The organism is Pseudoalteromonas sp. SG44-17 (genome assembly GCF_014164235.1).
Lineage (GTDB): Bacteria > Pseudomonadota > Gammaproteobacteria > Enterobacterales > Alteromonadaceae > Pseudoalteromonas > Pseudoalteromonas rhizosphaerae.
Genome location: NZ_JACJEV010000011.1, coordinates 106,180 through 121,474 on the forward strand (window position 1 = coordinate 106,180; position 15,295 = coordinate 121,474).

The following is a 15,295-nucleotide window of genomic DNA, read 5'->3' on the forward strand; positions in this document are numbered from 1 at the left end:
AGGTAGCCGCCGCCCAGATAGGGCGCAGTGCTTAGGTTACGTACTTATTCTACTACGTAACGTTCAAATACTTTAAGCCCTGAACTTTTATAGTTAACATCAACTTCATCGGCACAAGTTACTACTGACTCTAAGTCGTGTAAGTGACCATTTGCAAGACCATAAACCCATCCATGAATAGTCAACTCCTGACCACGTTGCCATGCTTCTTGGACTATATTAGTACGGCATACATTGCGTACTTGCTCTATCACGTTCAATTCAATCAGGCTATTGAGGCGGTCTTTCTCAGCGAGTGCATTAATCTTTGAGGTGTATTTCTCTTTTACATCACCGACGTGACGAAGCCAGTTATCAATTAAACCAAATTTAGCATCGTTAAGTACAGCCTGAACCCCACCACAACCATAGTGGCCAACAACCATAATATGCTTTACTTTCAACACTTCGACAGCGTACTGCATCACTGACAAACAGTTATGATCGGTATGCACCACTACATTCGCTACATTACGATGAACAAATAGTTCACCTGGCATTAGATCTACAATTTCATTAGCAGGTACACGAGAGTCAGAACAACCAATCCACAGATACTCGGGGTTTTGTTGCATGGATAGGATTTTAAAAAATTCCGGATCATCTTTACACGTTCGTTCAGCCCAGCGTTTATTATTTTCAAATAAGTTTTTTAACTTTCTCATTTCATCTCTTTTCTGTCTTTGGCGGTTGCTTGGATCAGGATATTACGTGGCGTTAATTGTTTTTCGCAAAACGTCTGCACACTGACTTGGTAACCTTGTTGTTGCAAATATAAAGCACGATCGAGCACAAGCCAAACCTCAATTGCTCTTCTAAACACATGACGGACCAGTTCGATGCGTTCAGTGACTTTTTTGCGCATTTTGCCTTTTCTTAAAAAGTATTCATAATCAATACCTTGCGGTATATCTAGTGCCTTTTTATCTGCTGCCCATGCACAAAAAGCTTTAAATGAATCTGAAAAAATAGCTTTATTAACTGAGGGGACACTGACATAATTTTGTTCGCTGGTGAGGCTTTTGCGCAAAGCATCAAAACCCAATCGCCATTGCACTTCAGTTTTACGAACTTTATCTACCCGAGAAGGCGCTGTCACCGTTTCTTGTAGTGCTAATTTTAAATCACGATGCGTTAACTGCAGTTGGCTACGCTTACCGGCATCGCTCATAGCTTGATAATCATTCGGGGTGAATAAGTGATAGCAACACGGCGATAGACTGATTTTTTGCGTTTGCGCGCTAGCCGCGTTACTCATAAACGCCTGATGTAATGCCCCGCAGGCATGCAGCGCCACTGCATGTTGTGCTTGTTGAAAATACCCAGTTACATCATCTTTGAGCACATCGGCTTGACTAAAGTGCATGGCTAACCCTTGTAGCTGAGCACTTTGCTGGCCTTGCTCACATAAATGTTGTTGCAATTCGATGCTGTGCACACTCGGCGCACGGTTAAATGCCAGCATACGTCCTAAATGGCCTTTACCCGCACACCATTCTAATACAGGTAATTGTGATTCTTGGCCAAGCGCACAAACAAAATCTTGCAGCTGCGCAAACTTGCGCCCTTTAATACCATTGCTGATCCAAAACGGATATTCGCTACGCGTAGTGGAGGCTTGAGGTAAGTAACACAATGTAGCTAAGTTATTGACTACGGGAATATACGGGCTAAAAAATTGATACAAGGCATCTTGATTGCTATCGAGATCGGCAACTTGTTGATCGCTCAACAGCGTTAATGGTTGTTCTAATTCAGGCCATGGCAGCTGATCAAAATCGAATGCAGTGCATTGCCAATAATGGCGAGTACTATGTAATAAGTTATCTAGGGCTGTAAACTGCTCAGCAAGGATCATGTGATTTTAGCGATGGTCATTTCATTTATGCATTATACGCTTTTTCTGAACATCAAGCGTAAATAAAGTGGTATAGATAACAAACTAATTATAATTGCCGCAATAAGCATCCACGACATTTTAATTTTTTCAGGTTCAACATACTGGTAAATAAAGCCATCTTGCGCCTGATTAAATTCGTCTTGCTCAATCCCGTATAGGTCAGCAATCAACCGCCATTTCGCTATCGACATAGATCCTAAATTAGTGCCCGGTGGTAAAATATAATCACTCAATACTTCAGCTTCATAGGCAAGCTGAGAAAAACTTTTATTGGGTGCGTATTGGTGTTGAGTTAATGCAATTGTTTCATCCATATGCATCATTGCATAGCGCCAGCCCTTTAAGCTGGCCTGATAAAATGCTTCAACTGTTTGCGGATGTTGTTCGAGCATATTCTCTGTGGTGTAAAGAATATCGCTATACACATTAATTCCATACTTCTGCGGGCAAATAAGTCTATAGTCGATGCCTTGCTCACGCATAATATACGGCTCATTAGTCACGTACACTTGCATCGCATCAATACTCCCAGCTAACCAATCCGCACTGCTGTTACCACTTTCATAAGAAGGTAAATTATTCGTTTGGATACCACTGCGTTCGAGCATTACCAATAATTCGGCATTTTCTTTGCGGCTGATACTGCTAAGACGCTTATTGACAAAATCCCGAGGATGAAAAATATCGGAGCTTTTTTTTACCATCCAACAATAAGGAGAAAATTGTAAAATAGCAGCCATTGCCACCAAGGGTTTACCAGCGATCCGTTGCTGTAAAATACCTGAGTGCCCGACCCCGAAGTGAGCTTGGCCCGCCAACACTTTAGTGAAGGTATCTGGGTTATCAGGATCTGCCGGTAAAATAGTGACGTTTAGCCCTGCCGCTTTGTAAAAGCCTTGTTGCTGAGCCATATAGTAACCAGAAAATTGAAATTGATGCGTCCACTTTAGTTGTAAAGTCACATCCGCTGCCGCAAAACTTTGCCCGCTGAGTATAAGCAAAGTGGCATAAAGCTTAAGTTTCAGTCCTTTAAATGACAAATCGTGATCTAATAAGTTAGCTAATATTGCTATAACTATAGATAAGATATTCGATTAACCCAAGACTTTAAGTTTGCAAAGAGACAAAAAAACACCTCAATTGAGGTGCTTGCTTATACTAAAACCACTTCAAGATACATAATTCGTATCTTGAAGTGGTTTTAGTATATATCTTTAATTATTAACCGCTTTCACCCTATCGATGGGACGTTGAGTAGTTAAAAATTGGGTAAAACACGGATTCAGTGTTTCATCTTGCACACTGTAACCTAAGCGATTTAAATGCTCGTTGAATATCTCATACTGACTAGGCTCAATCGCAAACCCTGCTAATACATTTCCCATCGAACCACCATGATTCCGATAATGAAACAAAGTAATATTCCAATTGCTGCCTAAAGTATCTAAAAAGCGCGCCAGTGCGCCTGGATATTCAGGAAATTCAAAGCGTAATAACCGCTCATGCATCTGCTCAGGTGCTTTACCACCAACCATATAACGAACATGTAATTTAGCCAGTTCGTTATCTGATAAATCACAAAATTGATAGCCATTGGTGGTTAAATCAGCTGTGAGCTCATCTAACTCTTGCTGACCTTGGCGCAGTGCAACACCAACAAATATTTGCGCTTCACCAGGGCCTGCGTAACGGTAGTTAAATTCAGTAATAGCGCGACCACCTAATGAGGCGCAAAACTGTTTAAAGCTGCCTTTTTCTTCATTGATGGTTACTGCTAACAACGCTTCGTTTTTCTCTCCCAGCGCAGTACGCTCAGCCACATAACGTAAGCGGTCAAAGTTTAAGTTTGCGCCAGATAACACAGCTGCTAAATGCAGCCCTTTTTGGCCTGTTTGCTGACACCATTTTTTCAGCCCAGCCGTTGCCAGCGCACCTGATGGCTCAGCAATCGCACGGGTTGAAACAAAAATATCTTGCATCGCCGCACATATTTCATCACCGGTTACAGTGACTACTTCATCACAAAACTTTTGCGCTAAGCGAAAGGTTTCGGTACCAATAATTTTTACCGCAACACCATCGGCAAAACTACCAACCCGTTCAAGCTCGACGGGTTTGCCTGCTGCAAGTGCCGCTTGTAAACAGGCACTTTCATCAGCTTCTACACCGATTACTTTGATATCTGGGCGCAATGACTTTATATACACGGCCATACCAGCAAGTAAGCCACCACCACCAACTGGAATAAATACCGCATCAAGTTGATTAAGCTGCTGCATTAATTCACGTGCAACCGTGCCTTGCCCTACTATCACATCAGGATCATCAAATGGAGGAACAAATATGCCGTCGCGCTGCTCAGTAAGTTCCAGTGCATAAGCTTTGGCAGCATCAAAATGATGACCATGCAAAACCACTTCGCCACCAAGCGCACGTACCGCATTGACTTTGATTTCAGGGGTCGTCACTGGCATTACAATCGTTGCTTGATGCCCTAAGTGTGATGCACTGAGCGCCACCCCTTGAGCATGATTACCAGCTGAGGCGGTGATCACCACTGAACCGGCTGGCAGTTTAGCCAGTTTGTTGTATGCACCACGCAGTTTAAACGAATAAACTGGCTGCTGATCTTCGCGCTTTAGCCATACTTGATTACCAAGACGAGCACTGAGTTCAGCCATTTCGCTAACCTCAGTAACTTTTGCCAGTGGTTCCATATTAGCCTGGATAATAGCGCGAAAATAATCGAGCTCTTGAGAAACCATAATTAACTAAGCTCCTCCAGTTTGGCTAAATCACGCACCGCGCCTTTATCAGCACTGGTTGCAAGTAGCGCATACGCTTTTAGCGCAGATGATACATAACGTTCACGATCGAGTGGTTTGTACGCTTGTTTACCACGAGCAAGTTGCTTTTGCTTACGCGCTTCAAGTTCTTCATCTGTTAACGCTAACGTGATTTCGCGGGTAGCGATATCGATAATAATTTTATCGCCGTTTTCAACGTAAGCAATGGCACCGCCACTGGCCGCTTCTGGTGAAACGTGGCCAATTGATAAACCTGACGTACCGCCCGAGAAGCGACCATCGGTTATAAGTGCGCACTGCTCAGCCAAACCTTTTGATTTTAAGTAACTGGTTGGGTAAAGCATTTCCTGCATGCCAGGTCCGCCTTTCGGTCCTTCGTAGCGAATAACGACTACGTCACCGGCTTTTACTTCGTCATTTAAAATGCCTTCAACTGAATCGTCTTGTGATTCATACACCACGGCGGTGCCTTCAAAGTGTAGCATTTCATCAACCACACCCGCGCTTTTCACAATACAACCATCAACAGCTAAATTACCCGATAGTACGGCTAAGCCGCCATCTTGGCGAAACGCATGTTCAACGCTACGGATACAACCATGTTCACGGTCATTATCGCCTTCATCCCAACGACATTCTTGGCTCATTGCTTTGGTGGTACGAATGCCCGCAGGTCCCGCTCGGTAAAACTTTTGCGCTGCTTCGTTGTTTGGATCAGTGGCATCCCATTTTTTAACTAGCTCTGCCATAGTCATGCCAGCAACATGGTTTACCGACAGATCCACTAAGCCAGCTTTGCCAAGCTCGCGAATTATTGCCATCATGCCACCAGCACGATGCACATCTTCAATATGGTATTGCGCGGTTGCAGGCGCTACTTTACATAAGAAAGGTGTTTTACGAGATAACGCATCAATGTGCGACATATCAAAATCAACACCGGCTTCTTGCGCAGCTGCAAGTAAATGCAATACGGTATTTGACGAGCCACCCATAGCAATATCAACCACCATGGCATTCATAAACGCGGTTTTATTAGCAATGGCGCGCGGTAGTACATCTTTATTATCTTTTTGGTAATACTCACGGCATAAATCAACAATTCGTGCACCGGCTTCAACATACAGTTGTTTACGATCTTTATGAGTCGCAAGTGTAGTGCCGTTACCTGGTAGTGCGAGGCCAATTGCTTCGAGTAAACAGTTCATTGAGTTGGCGGTAAACATGCCCGAACACGAGCCACACGTAGGACATGCTGAGCGCTCTACTTGCTCTGAGTCAGCATCACTTACTGATTCATCAGCACCTTTTACCATGGCATCAACTAAATCTAGTTTGATATCAATATTGGCAAGCTTAGTTTTACCTGCTTCCATTGGGCCACCAGACACAAAGATTACTGGAATATCTAAACGAAGTGCCGCCAGCATCATTCCTGGGGTGATTTTGTCGCAGTTAGAAATACATATCATTGCATCGGCGCAGTGACCATTTACCATGTATTCAACTGAGTCAGCAATTAAGTCGCGCGATGGTAATGAATACAACATACCGCCGTGGCCCATGGCAATACCATCATCAATGGCGATAGTATTAAATTCTTTTGGCACACCACCCGCTTGAGTAATGGTTTCTGCCATAAGCTCACTGAGTTGGTTAAGGTGCACATGACCCGGTACAAATTGCGTGAATGAGTTTACAACCGCAATAATCGGTTTGCCAAAATCGCTATCTGTCATTCCTGTTGCACGCCATAATGCACGAGCACCTGCGCGCTTTCGACCTTCAGTTGTTGTTGCACTTCTTAATTTAGCCATAGTTACCTCAGTGTTTGCAGTTACTTTTAATATGTAACTGACATCCTCATTCTTAAATTTTTATTGCTAGAGGGAAAGACCCAATAGCCCTGTTGATTTAGTTTTCACAGCAAACTACATTGCTTGCTGTTGTAAATTTTCTAGTGTTACTTGCTTAACGTCCACCAGCTTATTGAGCTGCGTGGTTAATAAGTGAATTGGCTTATCACTGTCGACCGTCATAGCCACATAATACTGACCATCATCCATATTCAATTGAAAATGGGTTAAATCAAAACCACGATGACGAACTACACGCAAAAAGCGCTCAACGGCGATACTTTGATTTTTTAAAGCGACTGTTAAACTGTGTTTCATTTTCCACTCTCCGTCATCATTTCGTCATTCGCGGCACCTGGCGGTACTAGCGGCCAAACATTTTCTTTATCGTCGATACAGGCATGTACTATATAAGGACCTTTACTATTTACTAATGCTGTAATTGCATCATCAACTTGGTTAGCGTGGGTGATCGTTTGCCCAGCAATACCAAATACGGCAGCCAATTGCACAAAATCAGGGTTGTCTGATAAATCAGTTTCAGAATAACGCCCTTCAAAAAATAACTCTTGCCATTGACGAACCATACCTAAACGTTGGTTATCCAAAATTAATATTTTTACCGGTAAATTGTTACGACGAATAGTGGCTAACTCTTGAATGTTCATCATGATTGAACCATCACCAGAAACAGTGATCACAAAATCATTTGGTCGAGCTACTTGCGCACCAATGGCCGCAGGTAAACCAAAGCCCATAGTGCCTGCACCACCACTACTTAAGTGGTTGCTTGGATGACTAAACTTCATATGTTGTGCCACCCACATTTGGTGCTGGCCTACATCACAACACACAACGCCTGTACTTGGCATCCGCTGGCTTAGTTGGCTTAATAAATACGGGGCATATACTTTTTCGCCCGGATAGTCATAGCGCCATGCATGTTCAATCATCATCTCTTTGGCATGATCACGCCATGCTTGTTCAGTTACAAAGCACTCTAATTGCGGCAATGAGGTTTTTAAATCAGCAACTAACGATGCTTTAGCTGGTTTACGCTTACCAATTTCAGCAGCATCTATATCTAAATGGATCACTTTTGCTTTAGCCGCAAACTTGCCTAAATTACCTGTTACACGATCATCAAAGCGCGCACCGATACATACGAGGACATCACACTCTTGTACCGCTAAATTTGCAGCTTGGCCGCCATGCATGCCCAACATACCTAAGTTATATTCGTAATCAGGTAATACACTGCCCAATGCTTTTAGCGTTGAAACCGCAGGCATTTGGGTTTTTTCTAAAAATTGCATTAGCTGTACTTGCGCATCAGCCGCCTGTACACCGCCGCCAACATAGGCAACAGGCCGCTTGGCTTCGCTTAATAGTTGGTTAGCAATAGCCACTTGCTTTAAATCTAACACCGGTAAGTAATCATCAGCCGCAAGCCAAGGATGAAAAGGCACTTGCGCCATTTGAATATCTTTTGGTATATCTACTAACACAGGGCCTGGACGACCTGATTGCGCTAAATGCATGGCTTCTTGCAGTATTTCGGCTAAATCTTCAGGACGTTCAACCATATAACTGTGCTTAGTGCAGGATAATGACATACCTAATACATCAATCTCTTGAAACGCATCAGAGCCTATGGCAGCAGTTGGTACTTGGCCTGTGATCGCAAGTAATGGCACTGAATCCATCATCGCATCAGCAAGCGCGGTGATTAAGTTAGTAGCCCCAGGGCCTGAGGTCGCAAAACACACCCCAAGTTTACCCGTGCTACGAGCAAAACCAACCGCCGCAAAACCTGCACCTTGCTCATGACGAGTGAGATAATGCTTAATTGGCGCACCATACAGCGCATCGTAAATTGGCATGATTGCCCCACCAGGGTAACCAAATACTTCTTTTACGCCGTGTTTGGCTAATAAATCAATTGTTAACTCTGCGCCTGTCATTAAATAATCCTCATTCCTCAGTGACATATCTATACTTAACTATTGCTAAACCCTGAAACTAAAAAGCCCCCCGACTGGTTAAGTGCGGGGGGCTTTTATAATGCTTTACGTATTTTTAAAGCACTAAGTAGCCCCCGCGGTAATAATAATCACCACGACGTTAATTAGGACTAGGTTTAGTGCGTTTGTAAGCATGTAATAAATACCAAAATTTGTTAGTTTACGAAGGAATATTAACTCCCCCGCTGTCTTTTTATATTAGTACCGCGATGGGAGAGCTAAGTCAACCTTAAAATCAATCTAAAAAACCGCTCACCACCTGACTTTAAAGGCATAAAAATTCAATATGAAAGCCTATATAGATTAATTTACCTCATATATGGAACTATTGATATTTCATACCTCGTTATAACCAATTACTGGTTTGATTAATTTTTGACGAAATCACAATAAATCATTCCTTTTAAATCATCTAATTCAGGAAATGACTAGCTATCCTTAAGTGTTTCTTAAGTCTTGGACTCTACTATGCAGGTATTAAATTATTATTATTGAGTTCTCAATTTATGTTGGTAGGCCAATTTTTCAGTTCAGGTTTTAAAAAGCGCTTCTACATTACCTGTAGCGCCAATACTTTTATTATTGCATTGGCATGTTATTACTGCTTAATAATCAATATTCCTTTTATGCATGGTGCATTCAACGCAATCACCACACTGCCCTCTTTTTCATGGTTATTTTTACTCTCAGTACCGTTACTGTTACTTTGCTTACTAATTATTTTCTTTTCATTATTATCTAGCCGCTGGCTACTCAAACCAATTAATTACATATTATTGTTAAGCTCATGTGCCGCTCTTTACGGCACTTTAAATTATGGAGTGGTATTTGACTATTCGATGATTCAAAACACCTTTGAAACTGACGGTCATGAAGCGGCAAGCTATCTGAACTTGCAATTTATCATGTTCTTTTGTTTATTTGCCTTAGTGCCGCTATTGGTTTTAATTAAAACCAATATTCGTTTTAGCCCGCTAACCAAAGAGCTGGTAAGTCGCAGTAAACTCGTACTTAGCTGCTTTGCTCTAATCGCCGTAATTGTGTTGAGCTTTTATGCTGACTACGCCGCCACCGGACGTAATAATCAATTATTAAAAAAAGAGTTAATTCCATTTCAATACTTAAGCAGTGGCTATAAATATATTCGCGATCAATGGCTGGTCTCTGACGAACCATTTCAAATTTTAGACCCAACGCCAGTATTAAGTGCATCACAACACACGCAAGTAACCGTTATCGTAGTCGGTGAAACAGCACGTGCTGAAAATTTTGCTTACCAAGGTTATACACGCGACACCAACCGCTTCACTCGACCTTTCAAAGTAACGTACCTGAACAATGTAGTGTCCTGTGGAACCGCAACAGCAGTATCTGTTCCTTGTATGTTCTCACGACAAAGCCAAGCTGAGTTCTCACGTAACGAAGCTGATAACCAGCAAAACATTCTCGACATAGCCCAAAGCGCTGGCGCTGATGTGTTGTGGATTGATAATAACAGTGGCTGTAAAAATGTCTGTAATCGCGTTACTAACATTACCATCAAGGTAGATAACTCTGCACTTTGTGAACAACAGCATTGCTATGACGAAGCGTTACTAGCACCACTTAAACGTAAACTAGCTAATCTAAGCCAAGCCAATACGGTCATTGTATTGCATATGATGGGCTCTCATGGACCCACTTACTTTCAACGCTACCCAGATCAATTTAAGCAATTTACACCAACCTGCGACCGCAGTGATATACAAAACTGTAGCACTGAGCAGTTAGTTAATACTTATGACAACACCATAGCGTATAGCGACTACGTAAACTCATTAATGTTAACCGAACTGAATAACTTACCTGACAATATTGATAAAACCTTTGTATATATTTCAGATCACGGTGAGTCGCTCGGCGAAAACGGCGCCTACTTACATGGCTTTCCCTATAGTTTTGCTCCTAGTGGCCAAACACATGTCCCAATGTATATATGGGCTGCCAAAGGTAATCAACGCATTACAGAAAGTTGCTTGAAGAGTGTTGATCAACAACAAGCAGCTTCTCACGACAATATTTTTCATACATTAATAAGTCTAATAGGCATCAAAAGTAAAACTTATGAACTACCTTTAGATTTAGTAAGTAACTGTAAAACAATCAATAACAAAGTGAAGAACAATAATGAATAATTCGAAAACGGTACTCAAACGTCAAGGACTACTACGCCTTTTATTTACCTTACGCCATACTTTTAATGGCTTAAAATGGATGACGCGATTTGAAGCTGCATTTCAGCAAGAACTCGCGCTATTTTTATTACTTGGAGTGTTTGCATGGCTGGCGAATATTCCCACCAGCGATAAACTTATTTTAATTGCCAGCTTGCTGTTTGTACTGTTCGCTGAATTAGTCAATACTGCGATTGAAGTAGTAGTTGATCGTATTGGTACAGAACATCATGAACTCTCTGGGCTGGCTAAAGATATTGCCTCTGCCAGTGTATTTATAGCGATGCTAATAAGCACACTTATTTGGTGGGCTATTTTATGGGCATAACTGATAGATTTAGTGTTGCGCAACTAAAAAATAAACTCGGTCCATACTGGGTATTGCTAACATTTTTTAGCTTATCGCTAACTATGTTAACCCTGGCTCGTTTTAGCTTAAGTGTATGGCAAGGTGAGCGAGTATTTAGCTCTCATGCTTGGCTAAATATTTTTATTGGCGGCTTGCGCGTTGATACGGCTACCTTAAGCTATATTTTAATGCCGGCATTGTTGTTGATTATTATCAGCACATTAATCTCTAAACAGCACCTTATCCGTGGCATTATTAAATACTATTTACTGCTAATGGCTGCTCTGTTGATCTTCTTTGAAGTAATCACTCCGACCTTTATTAATGAATATGACTTACGTCCAAACCGCTTATTTATTGAATACTTAATATACCCAAAAGAAGTCTCTCGAATGATTTTTGCAGGGTATAAAATAGAAGTATTCGCCACTTTACTATTCTTGATCGTCGGAGTTAAACTGGCTACAAAAGTTTTTACCAGCCAATGGCGTAGCCACTGTCAGTTGCCAATCATAAAACACTCCTTATTGGTGATTAGCCTACTGTGCTTAACCGTTCTAGGTGCACGTAACTCACTAGGTCATCGACCGTTAAACCCTGCAATGGTGGCATTTTCAACCGATCATTTACTTAATGATCTTAGCCTTAACTCATTGTATAGCGTAGCCTTTGCAATTAAACAACTCGGTAACGAAAAATCAAGCCAAGACTTTTATGGTGCAATACCAGAAGAGGAATTATTAGCCTTAGTGCGCGCGAGTATGCAAAATGAACAAGCTGTTTTTAACGATGCCAGCGCTCCAACCAAAACCTTTCATCAAGCGGCGTATCAAGGGAAACCCAAAAATCTAGTCATCATTTTACAAGAAAGTTTAGGTGCTCGCTATGTAGGTACTTTAGGCGGTTTACCTTTAACTCCTAATATAGATAAGCTCTATCAGCAAGGTTGGGGGTTTGATAATTTATACGCCACAGGCACACGCTCAGTACGTGGTATAGAAGCTGTTATCACTGGCTTTACCCCGACGCCTTCTCGCGCAGTAGTAAAGCTTGATAAATCGCAACGTGATTTTTTTACCATTGCTGACTTTTTAAGTAAACAAAATTACCACACCCAATTTATTTACGGTGGTGAAAGTCACTTTGATAATATGCAAAGCTTCTTTTTGGGTAATGGCTTTCAACACATTGTAGATAGTAATGACTTTGCCAATATTGATTTTAATGGCTCATGGGGCGCCTCTGATGAAGATCTCTTTAACCAAGCGGATATTGAACTGACTAAGTTACAACAACAAGGTAAACCTTTTTTTAGCTTGGTATTTTCCAGCTCTAATCACAGCCCTTATGAGTTTCCAGATAATAAAATCACCTTATACGATAAGCAAAAACAAACTCGCAATAATGCGGCAAAATATGCCGATTATGCATTAGGCACCTTTATCGAAAAAGCAAAGCAATCAAGTTACTGGGACGATACCGTCTTTATAGTAATTGCCGATCATGATTCGCGCGTATCGGGCGCAAGTTTAGTGCCGATTGAGCACTTTCGTATTCCTGCGGTTATTTTTGGCAAGGGTATCAATGCCAAGCGTGACCATCAGCTTGCCAGCCAACTTGATATTCCGACAACATTATTATCCTTAATTGGAGCCAGTGGTGAACATCCGATGATAGGTCGCGATCTTGCGCAGCGAATCGCTGATAACAAACAACGCGCAATGATGCAATACGATAAAAACTTTGCCTACATAACCGGTAATAGTGGTCAAGGTAATAAGGTCGTAATTTTACAACCACAAAAACCAGCAACCACTTATATATACACACAAGATAAATTAGTGCCCACCAGCAACGACCCACAATTGGTGAAAAAAGCACTGGCACATGCCAATTTAGGTAACTTAGCCTATCAAAATGGTTGGTATCATTAACGCACTGATGCCTTGCTAAAGCAGCAAGGCAAACCGTGTTATTTAATTAAGTTAAGATCATGAAAATACTCGTAATCGAAGATTCTGAACCGCTTAGGCGCAGCCTAGACGTAGGCCTTAATAATCTCGGTTTTACCGTGGACGGTACCGGTGATGGTTCACAAGGTTTAAGTATGGCACTGTGTGGCGACTATGATTTAATCATTCTCGACTTAATGCTACCAAGTGTTGATGGCATGAGTATTCTCAAAGCACTGCGTAGCAGCTCGAGTCAAGCTCGGGTATTAATTCTATCCGCTCGCTCTGAAGCACAAGACAAAATAAACGGCTTAATGAAAGGTGCTGATGATTATCTAACGAAACCGTTTTCGTTTGAAGAATTACATGCCAGAGTACTGGCGTTGTCTCGGCGAGGCCAATTACAAAACCAGCAAAACACACTCTGTGTAGGTGAATGCGTGTTAGATTTGAGCTTAAAAACACTGCATTATCAGCAGCAACCCATAAACCTTACTCGCAACGAATATAAAATCATTGAGTGCTTATTTAGTGCCAAAGAACGGGTATTAGGCCTTGAGATGATCAGCGAAGCCGTGGTCGGCCAATTTGATATGCTGTCAAAAAATGCCCTAGAAGCACATATTTCAGCGATCCGCAAAAAAGTACGACTACTAGGCGGCGAACTACCAATTAAGAATAAACGTGGATTTGGTTATGTCGCTTCTCAAAACTGAGTTGCCAAAAACTAAACGTCACTCTATCAAGCGTAAACTCGTCAATAATATTAGTGCCGTACTGTCGATTATTCTGGTTACTATTTTTTTAACTGTCGATTTGAGCGTTGATTCTTGGGTTGAAAACCAATTTCATCAATCGTTAACTAATAAATCTAATTATTTAAAAACCTTAGTGAAAGATCATAATGGCAAACTAGAGTTTGATTTTGCTGGCGAATTTATGTCTGAATATGAGCAGGCTAATGCCAGCGAATTTTATCAGCTATGGCACGAACAACAGACGTTTGAAAAATCAGATTCATTGCAACTATATCAAAATATTGATTTACCCAATTTCGCTATCCCCATTAACGAATTTAAAATTATTGATTACACTTTGCCTAACGGTGAAGAGGGTCGCGCCATGATCAGCCACTTCATTGCCCAACAAGAAGACGAAGCAGCACGCGGCAGCGGTCATTTTAAGACCATGGTTTTAACTATCGCAGCCCCTATTTCATCATTAAATAAAGTATTGCTGATCATTGATGTGGTTTTTATTCTGACCTGCATTATCGCAGTTTTTGGAGTACGTTATTTAGTCACTCGAATCGTTAATCGTGGCCTCTTTCCACTGAACAACTTAAATGAACAAATAAAATTACTCGATATCACTGGCGCCTCACAAACTATCAAAAGTGACTTTCAGGTAGAGGAAATTGAACCTATTCGTAATGAGCTGAATAAATTTATTACCACCAATCAACAGCTCTATCAAAATGAAAAACGCCTAACCAGCGACATCGCCCATGAATTGAAAACGCCAATTTCTGAGCTGATCAGCTTGTCAGAAGTGGCACTGCGCTACCCTGATGATGAGCGTATTAGCGCCACATATACCAGCGATATATTGGCTATATCTCAGCGTATGAAAACCATCGTCAATAACTTGCTGCTATTACAGCGCGCTGGTAGTAGCGCTGTAGAGCTCAATTTAGAAAGCGTTAATTTAAGTGACTTTATTACGCAATTAAGCAATGAACTGCAGTTTAAACATGCCGATATTAAGCAGCGCTTACTGCTAAATGTTGCAACTGAGCTGATGATCACCGCTGATCGATTTTGCCTGCATACCATTTTATCTAACTTGCTCGATAACGCATTGTTTTATGGGCTTAGCACCCAACCTATCAACTTACAGGTCGAACAAAATGAATATCACACCAAAATCACGCTATGTAACGCTTTAGCTAAGCCTTTAAGTGAACAACAACTAGAGGCTATTTTTGCCCCCCTTTACCAGCTTGATAGCTCACGAACGAATAACCAACGCCACGGCTTGGGACTAGCGATAGTGAACAGTTTATGTAATCTCAATAACTTTACCATCAGCGCAAAAAACAAGCCAAACTCTCGCTTAGCATTAATTTTAACGTTACCCAATTAAGCGTATTGGT

Annotated in this window: 12 protein-coding genes; 5 read left to right on the plus strand and 7 right to left on the minus strand. The window is 41.5% G+C overall.

What is annotated here, in order from left to right:
• Window positions 1-44: 44 nt before the first annotated feature.
• The 7 genes from can to ilvG all read right to left on the minus strand — a co-directional run bounded on the left by can (window position 45) and on the right by ilvG (window position 8,566).
• Complete coding sequence (gene can, locus H5182_RS10300; RefSeq protein WP_182731681.1) at window positions 45-704, minus strand: carbonate dehydratase; 660 nt, start codon at window positions 702-704, stop codon at window positions 45-47.
• The gene (locus H5182_RS10305) at window positions 701-1,897 is read right to left on the minus strand and encodes a methyltransferase (RefSeq protein WP_182759973.1); all 1,197 of its coding nucleotides are present in this window, start codon (window positions 1,895-1,897) and stop codon (window positions 701-703) included. Before H5182_RS10305 ends, can begins: the two co-directional genes overlap by 4 nt.
• A gap of 32 nt (window positions 1,898-1,929) precedes the next feature.
• Window positions 1,930-2,964 (minus strand): ABC transporter substrate-binding protein, encoded by a 1,035-nt coding sequence (locus tag H5182_RS10310; RefSeq protein ID WP_404936213.1) that lies wholly within the window; start codon window positions 2,962-2,964, stop codon window positions 1,930-1,932.
• Window positions 2,965-3,153: 189 nt separating this feature from the next.
• Entirely contained in the window at window positions 3,154-4,704 is a 1,551-nt protein-coding gene (gene ilvA / locus H5182_RS10315) for a threonine ammonia-lyase, biosynthetic (protein WP_182759975.1), read from the minus strand.
• A 2-nt stretch (window positions 4,705-4,706) separates the two neighbouring features.
• Window positions 4,707-6,563: a dihydroxy-acid dehydratase gene (gene ilvD, locus H5182_RS10320; RefSeq protein ID WP_182731678.1), complete on the minus strand. Its 1,857-nt coding sequence runs from the start codon at window positions 6,561-6,563 to the stop codon at window positions 4,707-4,709.
• Between the two features lie 114 nt (window positions 6,564-6,677).
• The gene (ilvM, locus tag H5182_RS10325) at window positions 6,678-6,920 is read right to left on the minus strand and encodes an acetolactate synthase 2 small subunit (RefSeq protein ID WP_182731677.1); all 243 of its coding nucleotides are present in this window, start codon (window positions 6,918-6,920) and stop codon (window positions 6,678-6,680) included.
• The gene (ilvG, locus tag H5182_RS10330) at window positions 6,917-8,566 is read right to left on the minus strand and encodes an acetolactate synthase 2 catalytic subunit (protein WP_145238374.1); all 1,650 of its coding nucleotides are present in this window, start codon (window positions 8,564-8,566) and stop codon (window positions 6,917-6,919) included. Before ilvG ends, ilvM begins: the two co-directional genes overlap by 4 nt.
• A 566-nt stretch (window positions 8,567-9,132) precedes the next feature.
• Between ilvG and H5182_RS10335 the strand changes: the two genes are divergently transcribed.
• The 5 genes from H5182_RS10335 to H5182_RS10355 are packed head-to-tail and all read left to right on the plus strand — an operon-like array spanning window position 9,133 to window position 15,285.
• Entirely contained in the window at window positions 9,133-10,800 is a 1,668-nt protein-coding gene (locus H5182_RS10335; RefSeq protein ID WP_182731676.1) for a phosphoethanolamine transferase, read from the plus strand.
• Complete coding sequence (locus H5182_RS10340) at window positions 10,793-11,167, plus strand: diacylglycerol kinase (protein ID WP_145238368.1); 375 nt, start codon at window positions 10,793-10,795, stop codon at window positions 11,165-11,167. The genes H5182_RS10335 and H5182_RS10340 overlap by 8 nt, the downstream gene beginning before the upstream one ends.
• Window positions 11,158-13,122: an LTA synthase family protein gene (locus H5182_RS10345; protein ID WP_182759976.1), complete on the plus strand. Its 1,965-nt coding sequence runs from the start codon at window positions 11,158-11,160 to the stop codon at window positions 13,120-13,122. Before H5182_RS10340 ends, H5182_RS10345 begins: the two co-directional genes overlap by 10 nt.
• 59 nt (window positions 13,123-13,181) lie before the next feature.
• Window positions 13,182-13,856, plus strand: a complete 675-nt coding sequence (locus H5182_RS10350; protein WP_182731675.1) for a response regulator transcription factor — start codon at window positions 13,182-13,184, stop codon at window positions 13,854-13,856.
• Entirely contained in the window at window positions 13,837-15,285 is a 1,449-nt protein-coding gene (locus H5182_RS10355; protein ID WP_182759977.1) for a sensor histidine kinase KdpD, read from the plus strand. Before H5182_RS10350 ends, H5182_RS10355 begins: the two co-directional genes overlap by 20 nt.
• The last annotated feature ends 10 nt before the right edge of the window (window positions 15,286-15,295 follow it).

Excerpts from the sequence above, each read along its gene's own strand:
- can (WP_182731681.1), bottom strand. The coding sequence starts at position 704 with ATGAGAAAGTTAAAAAACTTATTTGAAAATAATAAACGCTGGGCTGAA.
- H5182_RS10305 (WP_182759973.1), bottom strand. The coding sequence starts at position 1,897 with ATGATCCTTGCTGAGCAGTTTACAGCCCTAGATAACTTATTACATAGT.
- ilvA (WP_182759975.1), bottom strand. The coding sequence starts at position 4,704 with ATGGTTTCTCAAGAGCTCGATTATTTTCGCGCTATTATCCAGGCTAAT.
- ilvD (WP_182731678.1), bottom strand. The coding sequence starts at position 6,563 with ATGGCTAAATTAAGAAGTGCAACAACAACTGAAGGTCGAAAGCGCGCA.
- ilvM (WP_182731677.1), bottom strand. The coding sequence starts at position 6,920 with ATGAAACACAGTTTAACAGTCGCTTTAAAAAATCAAAGTATCGCCGTT.
- ilvG (WP_145238374.1), bottom strand. The coding sequence starts at position 8,566 with ATGACAGGCGCAGAGTTAACAATTGATTTATTAGCCAAACACGGCGTA.
- H5182_RS10335 (WP_182731676.1), top strand. The coding sequence starts at position 9,133 with ATGTTGGTAGGCCAATTTTTCAGTTCAGGTTTTAAAAAGCGCTTCTAC.
- H5182_RS10340 (WP_145238368.1), top strand. The coding sequence starts at position 10,793 with ATGAATAATTCGAAAACGGTACTCAAACGTCAAGGACTACTACGCCTT.
- H5182_RS10345 (WP_182759976.1), top strand. The coding sequence starts at position 11,158 with ATGGGCATAACTGATAGATTTAGTGTTGCGCAACTAAAAAATAAACTC.
- H5182_RS10350 (WP_182731675.1), top strand. The coding sequence starts at position 13,182 with ATGAAAATACTCGTAATCGAAGATTCTGAACCGCTTAGGCGCAGCCTA.
- H5182_RS10355 (WP_182759977.1), top strand. The coding sequence starts at position 13,837 with ATGTCGCTTCTCAAAACTGAGTTGCCAAAAACTAAACGTCACTCTATC.